The following is a 16772-nucleotide window of genomic DNA, read 5'->3' on the forward strand; positions in this document are numbered from 1 at the left end:
GTCTGACAAGGAACCGCTATGAGCCAAGTCACGAACAGCAGCGTACCGGCCTCCATCTTTCGCGCCTACGACATTCGCGGCATCGTCGACGATACCTTGACCGAGGCGACCGTCGAGAAGATCGGCCGGGCGATCGGCTCGGAAGCCGCTGCGCGCAACGAATCCACCGTGGTGGTGGCCCGCGATGGCCGCCTCTCCGGCCCGCGCCTCAGCGAGGCACTGATTCGCGGCCTGACCGCCGCCGGGCGCGATGTAGTCGATATCGGCATGGTGCCCACCCCGGTGCTCTACTTCGCCACCCACGTGCTGGAGGGCACCGCCTCCGGTGTGATGGTCACCGGCAGCCACAACCCGCCGGACTACAACGGCTTCAAGATCGTGCTGGGCGGCGAGACACTTTCCGGCGAGGCGATCACCGCGCTTTACCAGCGCATCGAGGCCGACGATCTGGCCGAAGGCCAGGGCAGCGTGCGCCAGGACGACCTGCGCGACGCCTACCTTGAGCGCATCCTCGGCGACGTCAAGCTGGAGCGCCCGCTCAAGGCAGTGGTCGATTGCGGCAACGGCGTGGCCGGCGAGCTGGGACCCAAGCTGATTGAACGGCTCGGCGCCGAGACCATACCGCTGTTCGCCGAGGTCGACGGCAACTTCCCCAATCACCACCCCGACCCGGGCAAGCTCGAGAACCTGCAGGACGTGATCCGCAAGGTAAAGGAGACAGGCGCCGATATCGGCTTGGCCTTCGACGGCGACGGTGATCGCCTGGGCGTGGTCACCCCTAGCGGCAAGCTGATCTATCCCGATCACCTGATGATGGCCTTCGCCGAGGACATGCTGTCGCGCAATCCCGGCGCCCGGGTGATCTTCGACGTCAAGTGCACCGGCAACCTGGCGGGCGTCGTCGAGCGGGCCGGCGGCACGCCGGAAATGTGGCGCACCGGCCACTCGCTGATCAAGGCGCGCATGAAGGAGACCGGCGCGGCACTCGCCGGCGAGATGAGCGGCCATATCTTCTTCCAGGAGCGCTGGTACGGCTTCGACGATGGCCTCTACGGTGCCGCCCGGTTGTTGGAGATCCTGTCCAAGCAGGAGGAGGACGCCGACGCCTTCTTCGCCCGCTACCCGCAGGATATCGGCACCCCCGAGATCAACGTGCACGTGACCGACGAGAACAAGTTCGACTTGGTCGACAAGCTGGCCCGTGAAGGCGACTTCGGTAACGATGGCGTCAAGACCACCCTCGATGGCATCCGCGTCGACTACCCCGACGGCTGGGGCCTGTGCCGCGCCTCGAACACCACCCCGGTGCTGGTACTGCGCTTCGAGGGCAAGAGCGACGCGGCCCTCGAACGCATTCGCCACTGTTTCGCCGACGCCCTGAAGCAGGTCGACCCGGCGCTGACGCTGCCGAGCTGACGGCGGCGTTTTCGACTCCTTGAGGAAGGACCATGACCGAAACGACTCGTGACCCACGGCTGGTAGTGGAAGTGCTTTCCGAGGCACTTCCCTATATCCAGCGCTTCTCCGGCAAGACCGTCGTCGTCAAGTACGGCGGCAATGCCATGACCGAAGACACCCTGATCGACTCCTTCGCCCGCAACATGGTGTTGATGAAGGAAGTGGGGATCAATCCGGTGGTGGTGCACGGCGGCGGGCCGCAGATCGGCGATCTGCTGGGCAAGCTGAAGATCGAGTCGCGCTTCGTCAACGGCATGCGAGTCACCGACTCGCAGACCATGGACGTGGTGGAGATGGTGCTCGGCGGGCTGGTCAACAAGGGCATCGTCAACCTGATCAACCAGTGTGGCGGCAAGGCGATCGGCCTCACCGGCAAGGACGGCGCCCAGATCCGCGCGCGCAAACTCAAGGTGGAGCATAAGACGCCGGAAATGACCGCTCCCGAGATCATCGACATCGGTCACGTGGGCGAGGTCGAGCACGTCTCCACCGACCTGATCGAGATGCTCGCAGAGCGCGATTTCATTCCGGTGATCGCGCCCATCGGCGTCGATGCCCAGGGCCACAGTTACAATATCAACGCCGACCTCGTGGCCGGCAAGGTGGCCGAGGCATTGGGCGCTGAGAAGCTGATGCTGCTGACCAACGTCGCCGGCCTGATGAACGCCGAGGGCGAAGTGCTTACCGGGCTGACCACCGCCCAGGTCGACGCGCTGATCGCCGACGGCACCATCCATGGTGGTATGCTGCCCAAGATCCGCTGCGCGTTGGACGCCGTGAAGGGCGGCGTGAGAAGTGCGCATATCATCGACGGCCGTGTGCCCCACGCCACGCTGCTGGAGATCTTCACCAATGCAGGTGTCGGCACCCTGATCACCGATGCCGAGCAGCAAGGGAACGACAGCGCCTGAGGCCAACCGCCCTGAGCCACTCCAATAACCAGAAGACAAACATCGACATGACGCAGGCAACGCAACCAACCAGCCGGCGCGAGCAGATCCTGCAGTCGCTCGCCCTGATGCTGGAGGAGGACAGCGGCAAGCGCATCACCATAGCGGCGTTGGCACGCCAGGTGGGCGTCTCCGAAGCCGCGCTATACCGCCATTTTCCAAGCAAGGCTCGCATGTTCGAGGGCCTCATCGAATTCATCGAGGAGACGCTGTTCGAGCGCATCAGTCGCATTCTCGAGGACTTCCCCGAGGCTGTGCCGCGCTGCGGTCAGATCCTCACGCTGCTGCTGGCCTTTGCCGAGAAGAACCCCGGCCTCTCGCGCCTGCTCGAAGGCGACGTATTGACCGGCGAGACCGCTCGGCTCAGGCTGCGCATCCATCAGCTCTTCGAGCGCCTGGAAACCCAGCTCAAGCAGGTCCTGCGCGAAGCGGAGCTGCGCGAGCGCCGCCGCACCGTATTGACGGTGTCGGCCACCGCCAACATGCTGATCGCAGTGGCTGAGGGGCGCATATCGCAGTACGTGCGCAGCGACTTCCAGCGCCGCCCCACCGAGCATTGGGACGACCAGTGGGCGCTGCTCTCGTCGCAGTTGATGCGCGCGCCTATCACACAGAGCGCGTAGGCCAACCGCCGCATGCAAAAGCCCCGGTTCACTGAACCGGGGCTTCGTCGTTCGGCTTGAGGTGCCGCTCAGGCTGCCAGGGCATCACCCAACTGCTGGCGAATCTTCTTCATGGCGTTCTTTTCGAGCTGGCGTATACGCTCGGCGGAGACGCCGTAGACGTCAGCCAATTCGTGCAACGTCGACTTGTCATCGGCCAGCCAGCGCCGCTGGAGAATGTCGCGGGAGCGCTCGTCCAGCGCCTCGAGGGCCATCTTGAGGCGACGGTTCGCGTCGTCCTCCCAGTCACTGTCCTCGAGCTGTACGGCAGGGTCGGAGCCGTCATCGTCCAGATAGTGGACAGGCGACTGGTAAGCGGAGTCCTCGTCTTCGCTCGGAGAAGCGTCGAAGCCGGCGTCGTGAGCCGCCAGGCGCCCCTCCATCTCACGCACCACCTCGGGCTTGACGTCGAGATCGCGGGCAATGGCGTCGACCTCGTCGTTGTTGAGCCAGGCCAGGCGCTTCTTGGCGCTGCGCAGGTTGAAGAACAGTTTGCGCTGGGCCTTGGTGGTGGCAATCTTGACGATGCGCCAGTTGCGCAGCACGAATTCGTGGATTTCGGCCTTGATCCAGTGCACGGCGAAGGAGACCAGGCGCACTCCCTGATTGGGATCGAAGCGCTTGACGGCTTTCATCAGGCCGACGTTGCCTTCCTGAATCAGGTCGGCCTGGGGCAGGCCGTAGCCGGAGTAGCTGCGCGCAATGTGCACGACGAAGCGTAGATGCGACAGCACCAAGCGACGCGCCGCCTCCAGATCGCCCTCGTCGTGCAGGCGGAAGGCGAGCTCGCGCTCTTCCTCGGCGGTAAGCATGGGAATGCCATTGACCGCCTGAATGTACCCGTTGAGGTCATGCCCCGGCGAGAGCTGACCCACCGGCAGAAGACTGGTGCTCATTGCGGGTTGTCTCCTTGAGAAACCTGATATGCCTTTTCAACCGCCTGATTAGACGGGCGATAACCGATAATGTTCCCTTCTTCCTCAGCGTGGCAGATGCCGATCGTGGTCGCTAGCGCAGCGACGTGACAGGGTGTCGCAGCGCGGCTCCCTTGTCGGGGCCGAACCTCCGCGGCTCCTTATCGCGGCCTAACCTCCGCGAGGTGGCGGCTCACGGCGATCCAGGCACCCAGCCAGCCCAATAGTGTACTGCACAACAGCAGCGTTGCCGAGCCCTCCGGCCCCAGGCGAGGCAGGGCGAAGGTAGCGCCGTAGCTGGCCGCAAGCGCGCTCACCGGCACTGACAGCCACTGGTTGCCGAGCCCCAGCAGCCCCCAGGCAAGCAGGCCGCCGCCGAGCCCGTACCAGGCACCGCTGTAGAGGAAGGGGCGACGCACGAAGGCGTGGGTGGCCCCGATCAGCATCACCACCTCGATCTCCTGGCGGCGACTCTCCACTGCCAGGCGAATGGTATTGCCCACGATAAGCAACACGCCCAGGCCGAACAGCACCGCCAGCGCCAGCACCAAGCGACTTCCGAGCTCGGCCAAATGGCGCAACCGCTCGAGCCAGGCCAGGTCGAGGCGAGCCTCATCGATGCCGGACAGGCTCTCCAGCGAATCGGCAAGCCGCCGCACCGCCTCGGGAGCCGGATCGAGAGGCATCACCACGATGCTGACCGGCAGCGGATTGTCCTCGAGCCGACCGAGGGCATCGGCCAACCCCAGCGCCTGCTGGAACTCGGCCATGCCCTCGGCGGCACTGATCAGCCGGGTGCGCGCCACACCCTCATGTGCCGCCACCGCCTCGTCGATGCGCCCGGCCTGGGCCTCGTCAACGCCGTGGGATAGATAGACGGTAAGCGTGGCGCTCTCCTCGAGTTCGGCATCGAGCAGCCGCGCGCTATCCAGCGCCAGCCACAGTGCCGCCGGCAGCACCAGGGCGATGGCGATGGCGAGCATGGTGAGCAGGCTGCCTATGGGCGCGCGCAGCAAACGGCGGGCACTGGCGAGGCACATGGCGCGATGGTGGCGTAGCCAGCCGCGAAAGCGGCTCGATGAGCGAGTGCGCTGGCTGCGGGCACCGCGAGGCGGGGCGGGCGGCTGCCGACTCATGCAGCCTCCTCGTCGGCGATCAAGCGCCCGTCGCGCAGACGCAGCACGCGATGACGCAGGCGGGCGATCAACGCCAGGTCATGGCTGGCGATCAACACCGTGGTGCCGATGCGGTTGAAGTCCTCGAACAGGGCCATGATGTCGGCCGAAAGCTGCGGATCGAGGTTGCCGGTGGGCTCGTCGGCCAACAACAGCGAGGGCTTGTTGACCACTGCCCGGGCGATGCCGACGCGCTGCTGTTCGCCCCCGGACAGTTCGATCGGCAAAGCCTTCTCGCGGTGCAGCAGCCCCACCTTGTCCAGCGCCGCCCTCACCCGCCGGGCGGCCTCGCGCGGGTCGACGCCGCGGATCTCCAGCGGCAGCGCCACGTTATCGAAGATAGAGCGATCGAGCAGCAACTGGTGGTCCTGGAACACCACACCGATCTGGCGCCGATAGAACGGCACCTGGCTGGGATGCAGGCGACCGATATCGTGACCGGCCACCAGCACCCGCCCGCGGGTCGGCCGTTCCAGCAGCATGATCAGGCGCAACAAGGAACTCTTGCCGGCCCCCGAATGGCCGGTGAGAAAGACCATCTCGCCACGCTGCACGCGGAAATCGATGTTGGCCAACGCCTCGAAGCGTCCGCCGTAGCGCTTCCCCACATGCTCGAAGAGGATCATGGCGCGGCGGCGGCTCCTTCATCGCCCTGGTCGAAGAGTGCATCGACGAAGTCACGGGCCTCGAAGGGGCGCAGGTCGTCGAGCCCCTCTCCCACGCCGATGAAGCGAATCGGCGTACCCAGCTGCTTGGCCAGGGCAAAGATAATACCGCCCTTGGCGGTACCGTCGAGCTTGGTCAGGGTGATACCGGTGACCGGCACCGCCTCGTTGAAGGTATTAGCCTGGGCCAGCGCGTTCTGGCCGGTGCCGGCGTCGAGCACCAGCATCACCTCATGGGGCGCGCGGGCGTCGAGTTTGCCCATCACCCGATGCACCTTCTTGAGCTCTTCCATCAGGTGCCCCTTGTTGTGCAAGCGCCCGGCGGTGTCGGCGATAAGCACGTCGATGTTACGCGCCTTGGCTGCGGCCACCGCGTCGTAGATCACCGAAGCGCTGTCGGCGCCGGTATGCTGGGCGATGACCGGCACCTTGTTACGCTCACCCCACACCTTGAGCTGCTCCACCGCGGCGGCACGGAAGGTGTCGCCAGCGGCCAGCATCACGCTATGCCCCTCGCGCTGGAAGCGCTGGGTCAGCTTGCCAATCGTGGTGGTCTTGCCTACACCGTTCACACCCACCACCAGAATCACGAAGGGCCCTTCGCCCTTGGCCGGCAGCGCCAGCGGCTTGGCCACGGCGTCGAGCATCACGGCGAGCTCGTCCTGCAGCGCGCGATAAAGCGCCTGGGGATCCTTGAGCTCCTTGCGTGAGACGCGTTCAGCCAAGCGGTCGATGATCTCCGTGGTCGCCTCGATGCCCACGTCGGCCATCAACAGCTGGGTTTCGAGATCTTCGATCAGCTCGTCATCGATCTGCTTCTTGCCCAGGAACAGCCCGGCGATGCCTTCGGTGAGGTTGGCGCGGGTCTTGCCCAGGCCGGAGCGAATACGCGAGAACCAGCCCTTCTTCTCGGCGCCGGGCTTCTCCTGCAGCGGCATGCGCGCGGATTCCGGCTCAGCTTCCGGCGGCTCGGGCTCGGGCTCGGCGGCTGGTGGCTCGGGCGCCAGCGCCTCCTCGCGCAGTACCGCGTTCTCCTCCTCCTGATCGACCTCGTCGAACGCTTCGGTCCGCTCACGCGCCTCGTCCGCCGCCGGCCCGGCCATGGCGCTCTCTTCGTGGCGCGGGGTGTCGACGACATCGGGCTCGGCGGGCGCCGCTTCGTGGCCAACCGGCTCAGCCGCGGCCTCGCTCGCGGTGGAGCCCTCTTCAGACCGCTCCGCGCTTACGCCCTCCTCTTCGGGCTGGGTCGGCTGGCGCCCTTTCTCTTTCAGCTCGTCCTGCTGCTCTTCCTGCTTCTTGCGCTTGAAAAAACCGAACATGGGGGAATTCAGCCTCACGGGTGAATGATCGCTACATCCTAACACCGCGCATCATGACTGTGGACAAGCCGACGGGTACAATTCGGACGCATGACACGTCGCCGCTCCACCTCTCGTTCACGCTCCGGCACTCGCTCGCCCCAAGGCAGCGGCCGCCTGCGCATCATTGGCGGCGAATTCCGCCGCCGGCTACTGCCGGTGCTCGACAGCCCCGGCCTGCGCCCCACGCCGGACCGGGTGCGCGAGACCCTGTTCAACTGGCTGGCCGCAGCCACACCGGGCGCCCGGGTGCTCGATCTTTTCGCCGGCACCGGCGCCCTGGGCCTGGAGGCGCTCTCCCGCGGTGCCGCCACGGCGCTGTTCGTCGAACGCGACGGCCAGGTCGCTCGAGCGCTTGGAAATAATCTCGACACACTGGGCGCTACAGAACGGGGCCGGGTGCATGACGGCGATGCCCTAGCCCTCCTGGCGGCAGGCCCAGTTGGGCTCGCCCCCTTCACGCTGGCCTTTCTCGACCCGCCATTTCGCCAAGGCCTGGCCGAGCCCTGCTGCGAGCGTCTCGAGCAGGGCTGGCTGACGCCGGACGCCTGGATCTATCTGGAGACCGAAACGGCGCTCGAGGTGCGCGTTCCCACCACCTGGTCGCTGCATCGCGAAGTGCGAGCCGGCGACAGTACCGGACGACTCTACCGGCGCCTGACGGCACCAGGCATCTGATACGGGCCGTCGCCGTTCGGCTACTCTTGCCCAGCCGCGGCCCACGGCGTTACGCTGCGCAACGGATTTCAGCGCGGGCAGGGGCCCGCCCCGGCAGGATGTCATTTCAGGAGAACACGATGAGCACCGAACTCTTCAACCGGCTCGAACAGAAAGTGGCCAGTGCCGTCGAGGCCCTGGAGCTGCTGAAGATGGAGGCCGAGGAATTGCGCGAGGAAAACAGCCGGCTGAAGCAGGAGCGCGAGGAGTGGGAGCGCCGCCTGACCGCGCTGCTGGGCAAGTTCGACGAGGTGGAAACCGAAAGAGGCTGAGCCCTCCCGCCTGCCTCACAGCCGACGCGACATCAGGATCGCATCTTCCCTGCTCGCGTCGGCAACCTCATCCAAGGGCGGGTAATAGCCGCGCCGCCGTCCGTCTTCGCCGAAACCCGCGCGGCGGTAGAGGTGGATAGCGGCCTCGTTGCCCACCCTGACCTCGAGCAGTAGACGTTCGCTGCCCCACCGCCGACACTGCTTCAACACTGCACCGAGCAACGCGGCGGCAAGGCCGCGCCGACGCATGGCGGGCGCCACCAGCATAGCCTGCAGCTCGGCCTCGAAGGACAGCCTGGCCACCACGGCATGCCCCACCAGCTCTCCCGCCACCTCGGCCCCCAGCACGCAGCCGTGCTCATCGTTGAGAGCGGCCTCGAGCTGGCAGCGCGACCAAGGCCGCGCCTGGCAGCGTTCCAGCGCCGCCAGACACTCCAGATCGCCTGCCTCAAGCTGGCGTACGCCGACCTCAGTCATCGGCCTCGCCGTCACGCTCCGACCAAGCCCACCGCCACTCCAGCAGGGTGGGCCACAACTCGCGCTTGACCGCGGCGCTCTGCGCCAGCTCGGTCAACGCGGGCCCTTGCCAGCCGGGCAACCCGAGCAGCTCGACTCGCCCCTCGCGCATGTCTAGCAGGCGTTCGAGCGTGTCGTCCTGGCCGAACACCAGCACTCGCTCCGGCGACCAGCCGCGCCGTCGCGTGCCCTCGACGAAGGCCTGTAGTCCTTCGCGTGCCTCTTCCAGCGGCGCCTCGACCGGCAGGTTCTCCATCGGCGGCCAGCGATACGCCTCGAACGCCAGCGGCGGTTCGATGTCGATCGCGGCTGCCTTGAATAGATTGCCCAGCAATTGCCCCTGGTTGGCGTCCAGTGGCGCCACCTGCGGCACGATCACCAGCCAGCGCCCCCCCAGGCATGCCACCTGCAGGACGAAGCGCAGCGGCTGCTGGGGCGGCTTCGCTTCCGCGGGCAAGGCGGTCTCGTCTGTCGACGACGGGGCCTCTTCGCTAGAGGGCGAGATACCCAGCATTTGTCGAGCGCGCCGTGGGGGTGTCGACCGCGGCGGCTCTGCCGGTGGCGGCCCGGGCGGCGCCTGGCGGGCCGCGCTATCGGCTTCGTCCAGCAGGGCATGCAGGCGCTCCGCTGGCGGCGAAGCAGCAGGCCGCTCGGGCAGCTCCCATTCGCAGGCCTCGGTCGGCCGGGCATGGGGCAGCCGATAGCGCGCCACCCAGGCGGTCAATCCCATCGCCTCCAGGTACTGGAGGCGCTGCGGCTCGGTGGTCACGCGCCGGCGCCGCGACAGTTGGGTGAGTCGGGCCGGGCTTCGCCGCGGGCGGCCCACTCCTGAGGCGTATAGAGATGCAGGGCCAGGGCATGCACCGGCCCTGCCAGCTCGTCGGCGAGCAGCGCATAGAGGCGCTGATGGCGTTTCACCGGCATCAGCCCCTGGAAGTGCCCCGACACCACCGTGACCTTGAAATGGGTTTCGGAGTTGGCGGGCACAGCATGACGATGGCTCTCGTTCTCCACCGCGACAAAGGTGGGCTCGAGGGCCTGCAGCTTCTCTTCGATGACGGCCTGGATGCTCATTCGGGCTCCTCGATCATGGGTGTGAGGTTCATTGTACTCGCTTGCTCGACGACTGCACCTGGGGGGCCTCCTCGGCGTCGTTCGCCCGGGCAGCCTCGGCCAGTCGCATTCGCGCCAGGCTGGCGGCCAGCGCCAGCAAACAGGCCAGGCAGCCGACCCACAGCGTGGCCTGCACCGGGGCATTGGCCGCCATGAAGGCGCCGACCAGAGCCACGCCGAGCGACTGCCCCACGGTGCGCGTCGTGCTGAGCACGCCCGAGGCGCTGGTGCTCAGTTCGAGCGGCGCGCTGGTCATCATCTCGCGGTTATTGGGCGGCTGGAACAGCCCGAAGCCAATGCCGCACAGGGCCGTACGCCACAGGCTGTCCAGCACGCCGGCATCATGCGGCAGCATGGCCAGCGAGGCGAGCCCCAGCATCAACAGCACCAGCCCCAGACTCGCCATGACGCTGGGATTCACGCGGTCGGCCAGGCGACCGGCAATCGGGCCGACCAGCATGATAGCGAGCGGCCAGGGCGTGAACAGCCAGGCGGTGTGCAGCGGAGAGAAGCCCATTTCCTGCTGGTAGAGAAACGACAGCGCGACGAAAGCGAGCCCTTGGCCGACGAAGGCCAACCCCGAAGCGGAGACCGCCAGGCGAAAACGCGGCACCTGAAACAGCCGCGGCGGCAATAGCGGATGGCTGGCACGGCGCTGTCGGCGCAGGAACAGCGAGCCCGCCACCACGCTCAGCGCCAGCCAGGCCAACGCCTGCCACAGCGGCGCGCCGTGACCCAGGGTATCCATGGCCAGGAAGAAACTGCCCAGCATGACCACCGAGCCCAGCGCACCTCGGCCGTCGAAGCCCCCGCGCCGGCCCTTCTCGCGGGGTAGCGCGCGCCATGCCAGCCACAGCGAGACGAGACCCAACGGCAGGTGCAGCGCAAACAGCCAAGGCCAGCTCACTACCGACAGCACCAGCCCACCCAAGGCCGGGCCGGCGGCATAGCCGCCCGCCACCACCAAGGCGGAGAGCCCCAGCGCACTGCCCAGCAAACGCGTGGGAAAGATCGAGCGGTAGAGCGAAGGGCCGATGGAGAGCGTAGCCGCCGCTCCCAGCCCCTGCAGCGCACGGAACACCAGCAGCCATTCCAGGCTACGCGACAGTGCAGCGCCCAGCGAGGCCAGCACAAAAAGCCCGAGCCCGGTCACGTAGAGTCGCCGACGGCTGATCATTTCACTGAAGGAGGCGCACACCAGCAGGAAGGCGGCGCAGACGATCTGAAAGAGATTGGTGACCCAGACCGTTCTGGCGGCGGAAACCTCGAGATCGCGCGCAATGGAGGGCAGCGCGATGTTGATCATAGTGACGTCCACCACGGCCATCAGGGTGCCGAGGATCAACGCCAGCACCGCCAGGCGTCGTTCGGGCCCCGGCAAGCCGTCGTCGCCAGGCCGAGTGGAAAAGAGTCGGCTCATCCTGTTTCCATCACTGCAGGGTACGTAACGAGAAGACCGGCCGCAGCCGGTTCTCGCATCTTTAAGAACGGAAAGGGCCCGATTTGCGTTGCGAGCGAAGAGAGCCCGCTTTCCGCCGGAGCGCAGCAACCGGAGTTTACAGCCTGCTAAATGAGGATTGCGACGGTTCGACGCCTCGACACCGCCGGGGAGCGGGATATCAAGCGCAGCAGCAAATCGGGACTTTCCTCAGTCCTGGTCGGTTTCCAGCAGTAGCGAGTCATCGACTTCTGAGATCTCCAGCGCCGTCTCATCGTCGAGGTCGATCGCCAGGTAGCTGTGCTCGACCTGCAGGAAACGCTGGAACAGCGCCCAGTCTATGGCCTCGGGCCACTGCCGCTCGTCCTCTTCCCAGGCGCGCAGCTCGGTCTCGAGAATCTCGAGATAGCGCTCGCGCACGAAGGCTTCCAGCGCCTCCGGGGTGTCCATCTCGGGGATGAGGTAGACGGTGCTTTCACGTTCGACGTCTGCCAGGGTGAGGTCGTCCTCCCCCATGGTGGGTTCCAGCGCGTTGATCCAGTCCACGAAATGCCGGGTAGGCCTGACGCTCAGGGCGGAGCGGTTGAGCAGTTTCATCGCGGTCTCCTCGACGTCGAAACGGTGATCATTATGGGCGCTAGTGCCGCCGCTTACCAATACTTCCGCCGGTTCGGAATAGAGAAGCCCGGGCTTGCTCCGTCAGAAAAGGTAACGCGACGGGGGAATGCCGAAGAGGAGGTCCGGCGCCATGGATGGCGCCGGTAGCTCCCAGGGATGGGCTCGGTGCGCCTCCTCGAAGGCATGTCCCCCGTCGCTTCAGCGGCTTGCCTGGCCGAAGCGCAGCCCCTTCATTCCACTTCAGGACGCATGGCCGGGAACAGCAATACATCGCGGATCGAGGCGCTGTCGGTGAATAGCATGACCAGGCGGTCGATACCGATGCCCTCACCGGCGGTCGGCGGTAAGCCGTACTCCAGCGCGCGCACGTAGTCGGCATCGTAGTACATCGCCTCCAGATCGCCCGCCTCCTTCTCCGCCGCCTGGGCGCGGAAGCGCTCGGCCTGATCCTCGGCGTCGTTGAGCTCCGAGAAGCCATTGGCAATCTCGCGACCGCCGACGAAGAACTCGAAGCGCTCGGTGACGAACGGGTCGCGGTCGTTGCGTCGCGCCAACGGGCTCACCTCGGTGGGGTATTCGGTAATGAAGGTCGGGTCCTTGAGGCGATGCTCGACGGTCTTCTCGAAGATCTCGATCTGCACCTTGCCCAGGCCCCAGCCATCCCTGACTTCGATATCCAGACGCTCGGCGATCTGCCGTGCGGCGGCCTCGTCGGCCAGCGCCTCGGCGTGAATGTCCGGATTGAACTCGAGGATCGAGTCGAACACGCTGATGCGCTTGAGCGGGCGGCCGAAGTCGTATTCGAAGGTCTCCAGCACTTCTCCATCCGCATTGCGCACGGTATTGACCACCGTGGTGGTGCCCAACACCTTGAGCGCGATGGTGCGCAGCATCTCCTCGGTGAGGTCCATCAGGTCGTGATGGTTGGCGTGGGCCTGGTAGAACTCGACCATGGTGAACTCGGGGTTGTGGCGCGTCGAGAGCCCTTCGTTCCTGAAGTTGCGGTTGATCTCGAAGACCTTCTCGAAGCCGCCCACCACCAGGCGCTTGAGGTAGAGCTCCGGCGCGATGCGCAGATACATGTCGATGTCGAGCGCATTGTGGTGGGTGACGAAGGGCCGCGCAGTGGCACCACCGGGAATCGGCTGCAGCATGGGGGTCTCCACCTCCATGAAGCCGCGCTCCTCGAAGAAACGACGCATGGCGCTGATCACACCCGCGCGGGTCTCGAACACCTTGCGCGAGTCAGGGTTCATGATCAGGTCGACGTAGCGCTGACGATAGCGAGCCTCCATATCGGTCAGGCCATGGAATTTGTCCGGCAGCGGGCGCAGGCTCTTGGTCAGCAGCTTGGCCTCTTCCATCATCACGTAGAGATCGCCCTTGCCCGACTTGTGCACCGGGCCGCGGCCGGCCACGATATCGCCGATGTCCCAGCCCTTGATATCCTCGAGCGTCTCTTCCGGCAGCCCCTTCTTGTCGACATAGAGCTGAATGATGCCGCTGGGGTCCTGGATCACCAGGAACGGACCGCGCTTGCGCATGATGCGCCCGGCCACCGCTGCCGGGCGGTTCAGCGCTTCGAGCTCCGCCTTGTCCTTCTCGCCCAACTCGGCCGTCAGTTCGGCCGCCAGGCTGTCGCGACGGAAGTCGTTGGGGAAGGCGCTGCCGCCGGTCTCGGCGGCGCGCTCGCGGCGTGCCGCCAGCTTGGCCCGGCGCTCGGCGATCAGGCGATTGTCGTCGGTCTGGGGGCTGTCCGGGGAAGAGCTCTGATTGGCCATGTCGTTACCTGTTAAGAATTTCGCTACGGGCGGCGAGCCCCGAGCCACGGGCGCAAGCGGGCTGGCTACGGCTCGCGACTCGAAGCCCGAAGCTACAAGCCTTGTTTCAAGCTGGCTTCGATGAAGGCGTCCAGGTCGCCGTCCAGCACCCGGTCGCAGTTGCTCGTCTGCACCCCGGTACGCAGGTCCTTGATGCGCTGGTCGTCGAGCACGTAGGAGCGGATCTGGCTGCCCCAGCCGATATCGGACTTGGCATCCTCCGCTTCCTGCTTGGCGGCATTGCGCTTCTGCATCTCGTGTTCCCACAGCTTCGCCTTGAGCTGCTTCATGGCGAAGTCGCGGTTGGCGTGCTGGCTGCGCTGGCTCTGGCAGGCCACCACGATACCGGTGGGCTCGTGGGTGATACGCACCGCGGAATCGGTGGTGTTGACGTGCTGGCCGCCGGCGCCGCTGGAGCGGTAGGTGTCGGTGCGCAGGTCCGCCGGGTTGATCTCGACCTCGAAGTTGTCATCCACCTCCGGCGACAGGAACACCGAGGCGAAGGAGGTGTGACGGCGGCCGCCGGAGTCGAACGGGCTCTTGCGCACCAGGCGGTGCACGCCGGTCTCGGTGCGTAGCCAGCCGAAGGCGTGGTCGCCCTGAACATGAATGGTAGCCGACTTGATGCCCGCCACCTCGCCGGCGGAAACCTCGACGATCTCGACCTTGAAACCGTGGTGTTCACACCAGCGCAGGTACATGCGCAGCAGCATGTTGGCCCAGTCCTGGGCCTCGGTGCCGCCGGAGCCGGCCTGGATGTCGAGATAGGCGTTGTTGGCGTCCATCTCGCCGGAGAACATGCGCCGGAACTCGAGCTTCGCCAGGCTTTCCTGGAGCCCGTCGAGCTCCTTCTGTACCTCGGCGACGGTGTCCGCGTCTTCTTCCATCTCAGCCAGCTCAAGCAGGTCGCGGCTGTCCGCCAGGCCTTGATCGAGCGCGTCGATGGTCTCGACGATGATCTCCAGCGATGCACGTTCCTTGCCGAGCTTCTGGGCGTAGTCGGGGTCGTTCCAGACGTTCGGGTCTTCCAGCTCGCGGGAGACTTCCTCTAGCCGATCCTTGCGTTCGGCGTAGTCAAAGATACCCCCTCAGGACGTCTGTCCGCTCGGACAGGTCCTTGATGAGGTTGTGAATGGGGTTGGTTTCCAGCATGGGCTCGCTCGCCTGAGTCGCTATGGAAGAACGGCCGCCACGGCACGGGCCGGGGCCCGTGGCAAAGGCAGCACGGAAAAGGCAGTTATTGTAGCGAACTCGCCGCTACGGCGCATCCTCACCCACCGCGTCTGTCAGCGATCTCCTACAAGTGGACTGGACAAAGTCGCACGCTACCATCATGGTTAAATCGACTAGGATTACTTAGATTGGTAGTGGAAACACCATTCAATAACAAGACACAAGGAGAAACATTCTGATGAGCCTCGCATCTCGCTTGCGCCCTGCGCTCCGCACCACCGCCCTCATGGCCAGCCTTGCCGCCCTGCCCCTGCACGCCGACACGCTGCGTATCGCCATCATGGGCGAGCCTGCCTCCCTCGACCCGCACAAGATCAGCGGCGTGTGGGAGAACGACGTGGCAGGCGATCTCTTCGAAGGGTTGGTCACCGAGGCCGCCGACGGCGAGCGCATCCCCGGCGTGGCCGAGTCGTGGGAGATCTCCGAGGATGGTACCGTCTATACCTTCCAGCTTCGCCAGGATGCTCGCTGGTCGGACGGCAAGCCGGTCACCGCCGAGGATTTCGTCTTTGCGTTCCGGCGTATCCTCGACCCGGCAACGGCCGCCAACTACGCCTACCTGCTCTATCCGGTGAAGAACGCCGAGACGGTCTACGAGGGCGAGGCGGAGCCCGACACGCTGGGCATCGAGGCGCTCGACGAGCATACCCTGCAGATCACCCTGGAGCGTTCGACGCCCTACTTCCTCGATCAGCTCTCGCACTACACCGCCTATCCGGTTCCCAAGCATGTGGTGGAGGAGCACGGCGACCGCTGGTCGCGGCCCGACAACCTGGTCTCCAACGGCCCATTCAAGGTTCAGCGCTGGCAGTCGCAGACGCGTATCGAGGCGGTGCGTAACGAGCACTTCCATGCGGCCGACAGCGTCGCGCTCGACGAGGTGGTCTACTTTCCCATCGAGGAGCGCAACACCGCCCTGAACCGCTTTCGCGCCGGTGAAATCGACATCGCCCGGGAGTTTCCGGCCCAGCAGTACGACTGGCTGCAGGACAACCTGCCGGAAGCGACCCACACGGCACCTTACCTGGGCATTTACTACTACGTGCTCAACTCACGCGAGGGACACCCCACGGCCGACCCGCGAGTTCGCGAGGCCCTGAGCCTGGCCGTGCGCCGCGAAGTAATCACCGAGCAGATCCTGGGCACGGGCGAGGAGCCGGCCTACAGCTTCGTTCCGCCCGGCGTCAGCCATTACGAACCGGCGACGCTCGATTTCGCCGATATGTCCCAGGATGAGCGCATGGCACGTGCCCGCGAACTCATGACAGAGGCGGGCTACAGTCCCGACAATCCGCTCCAACTCAACCTGCGCTACAACACCAGCGAGGATCACCGCAAGGTGGCCATCGCCATCGGCGCCATGTGGGAGCCGCTTGGCGTCGAGGCCGACCTGTTCAATTCCGAGGTCGCGGTGCACTACGCCGACCTCAGGCAGGGTAAGTTCGACGTGGGCCGCGCAGGCTGGATCGGCGACTACAACGACGCCCAGAATTTCCTCAGCTTGCTGGAGGGCGGCGTGGCGAACAACTATGGCGCCTACGCCAACGAGGAGTTCGATACGCTGATGAGCGAGGCCGCCGAGACCCAGGACCTCGATCGGCGCGGCGAGATCATGGCCGAGGCCGAACGCCTGGCGCTCGAGGACAACGCTACCTTGCCCATCTACTACTACGTTTCGCGCAACCTGGTGAACCCCGCCCTGCAAGGCTGGGAGAACAATATCGAGGATATCCATCGCTCGCGCTGGGTCTCCTTCGAGAATTGACCTCCCTTCACGCCTGATAAGGCCCCGGGCAACCGGGGCCGGGAGACACCATGCTGCTTTACGTCTTCAAACGCCTGTTTCAGGCCATTCCTACCCTG

17 protein-coding genes are annotated in these 16772 nt (G+C 65.7%); 6 read left to right on the top strand and 11 right to left on the bottom strand.

Going from position 1 to position 16772, the window contains the following annotated elements; genetic code table 11:
* Positions 1 to 18: 18 nt before the first annotated feature.
* Genes HBJ55_RS10615 through slmA form a run of 3 tightly spaced genes read left to right on the top strand, consistent with a single transcriptional unit; the run spans position 19 to position 3031 of the window.
* Entirely contained in the window at positions 19 to 1416 is a 1398-nt protein-coding gene (locus tag HBJ55_RS10615; protein ID WP_167114076.1) for a phosphomannomutase/phosphoglucomutase, read from the top strand.
* Positions 1417 to 1448: 32 nt separating this feature from the next.
* Complete coding sequence (argB, locus tag HBJ55_RS10620; protein WP_167114080.1) at positions 1449 to 2369, top strand: acetylglutamate kinase; 921 nt, start codon at positions 1449 to 1451, stop codon at positions 2367 to 2369.
* Positions 2370 to 2416: 47 nt separating this feature from the next.
* The gene (slmA, locus tag HBJ55_RS10625) at positions 2417 to 3031 is read left to right on the top strand and encodes a nucleoid occlusion factor SlmA (RefSeq protein ID WP_167114083.1); all 615 of its coding nucleotides are present in this window, start codon (positions 2417 to 2419) and stop codon (positions 3029 to 3031) included.
* A gap of 68 nt (positions 3032 to 3099) precedes the next feature.
* Here the strand turns inward: slmA and rpoH are convergent, their stop codons facing one another.
* The 4 genes from rpoH to ftsY all read right to left on the bottom strand — a co-directional run bounded on the left by rpoH (position 3100) and on the right by ftsY (position 7143).
* Entirely contained in the window at positions 3100 to 3966 is an 867-nt protein-coding gene (gene rpoH / locus HBJ55_RS10630; protein ID WP_167114085.1) for an RNA polymerase sigma factor RpoH, read from the bottom strand.
* A gap of 179 nt (positions 3967 to 4145) precedes the next feature.
* On the bottom strand, positions 4146 to 5120 hold the full coding sequence (ftsX, locus tag HBJ55_RS10635; RefSeq protein WP_167114088.1) for a permease-like cell division protein FtsX: 975 nt from the start codon (positions 5118 to 5120) through the stop codon (positions 4146 to 4148).
* Positions 5117 to 5785: a cell division ATP-binding protein FtsE gene (gene ftsE, locus HBJ55_RS10640; protein ID WP_167114091.1), complete on the bottom strand. Its 669-nt coding sequence runs from the start codon at positions 5783 to 5785 to the stop codon at positions 5117 to 5119. The genes ftsX and ftsE overlap by 4 nt, the downstream gene beginning before the upstream one ends.
* On the bottom strand, positions 5782 to 7143 hold the full coding sequence (gene ftsY, locus HBJ55_RS10645; RefSeq protein ID WP_167114094.1) for a signal recognition particle-docking protein FtsY: 1362 nt from the start codon (positions 7141 to 7143) through the stop codon (positions 5782 to 5784). The genes ftsE and ftsY overlap by 4 nt, the downstream gene beginning before the upstream one ends.
* Before the next feature lie 90 nt (positions 7144 to 7233).
* Between ftsY and rsmD the strand changes: the two genes are divergently transcribed.
* Positions 7234 to 7860: a 16S rRNA (guanine(966)-N(2))-methyltransferase RsmD gene (gene rsmD / locus HBJ55_RS10650; protein WP_167114097.1), complete on the top strand. Its 627-nt coding sequence runs from the start codon at positions 7234 to 7236 to the stop codon at positions 7858 to 7860.
* Between the two features lie 119 nt (positions 7861 to 7979).
* Positions 7980 to 8171, top strand: coding sequence for a cell division protein ZapB (locus HBJ55_RS10655; RefSeq protein ID WP_103970057.1), 192 nt, complete (start codon positions 7980 to 7982; stop codon positions 8169 to 8171).
* A 15-nt stretch (positions 8172 to 8186) separates the two neighbouring features.
* On the opposite strand, the gene rimI is transcribed toward HBJ55_RS10655, so the two are convergent.
* The 7 genes from rimI to prfB all read right to left on the bottom strand — a co-directional run bounded on the left by rimI (position 8187) and on the right by prfB (position 14828).
* Positions 8187 to 8648: a ribosomal protein S18-alanine N-acetyltransferase gene (gene rimI / locus HBJ55_RS10660; protein ID WP_167114099.1), complete on the bottom strand. Its 462-nt coding sequence runs from the start codon at positions 8646 to 8648 to the stop codon at positions 8187 to 8189.
* Positions 8641 to 9456: a hypothetical protein gene (locus HBJ55_RS10665; protein ID WP_167114103.1), complete on the bottom strand. Its 816-nt coding sequence runs from the start codon at positions 9454 to 9456 to the stop codon at positions 8641 to 8643. The genes rimI and HBJ55_RS10665 overlap by 8 nt, the downstream gene beginning before the upstream one ends.
* Positions 9453 to 9761 carry a BolA family protein gene (locus HBJ55_RS10670; protein WP_167114106.1) on the bottom strand — a complete coding sequence of 103 codons (309 nt, stop codon included), beginning with the start codon at positions 9759 to 9761 and terminating at the stop codon, positions 9453 to 9455. Before HBJ55_RS10670 ends, HBJ55_RS10665 begins: the two co-directional genes overlap by 4 nt.
* Before the next feature lie 28 nt (positions 9762 to 9789).
* Positions 9790 to 11220, bottom strand: coding sequence for an MFS transporter (locus tag HBJ55_RS10675; protein WP_167114109.1), 1431 nt, complete (start codon positions 11218 to 11220; stop codon positions 9790 to 9792).
* Between the two features lie 228 nt (positions 11221 to 11448).
* A complete protein-coding gene (locus tag HBJ55_RS10680) occupies positions 11449 to 11835 on the bottom strand; it encodes a hypothetical protein (protein ID WP_167114111.1) in 387 nt (128 codons plus the stop codon).
* Positions 11836 to 12086: 251 nt separating this feature from the next.
* Positions 12087 to 13637, bottom strand: a complete 1551-nt coding sequence (lysS, locus tag HBJ55_RS10685; RefSeq protein WP_167114114.1) for a lysine--tRNA ligase — start codon at positions 13635 to 13637, stop codon at positions 12087 to 12089.
* Between the two features lie 92 nt (positions 13638 to 13729).
* A protein-coding gene (prfB, locus tag HBJ55_RS10690; RefSeq protein WP_167114117.1) for a peptide chain release factor 2 occupies positions 13730 to 14828 on the bottom strand; the annotation gives its coding sequence in 2 pieces (ribosomal slippage) (positions 13730 to 14752 and positions 14754 to 14828; 1098 coding nt in all).
* A 259-nt stretch (positions 14829 to 15087) separates the two neighbouring features.
* Here prfB and HBJ55_RS10695 point away from each other — a divergent pair.
* Positions 15088 to 16674, top strand: a complete 1587-nt coding sequence (locus tag HBJ55_RS10695) for a peptide ABC transporter substrate-binding protein (protein ID WP_167114121.1) — start codon at positions 15088 to 15090, stop codon at positions 16672 to 16674.
* Positions 16675 to 16772 lie beyond the last annotated feature (98 nt).

This window comes from Billgrantia bachuensis, from assembly GCF_011742165.1.
Lineage (GTDB): Bacteria > Pseudomonadota > Gammaproteobacteria > Pseudomonadales > Halomonadaceae > Halomonas > Halomonas bachuensis.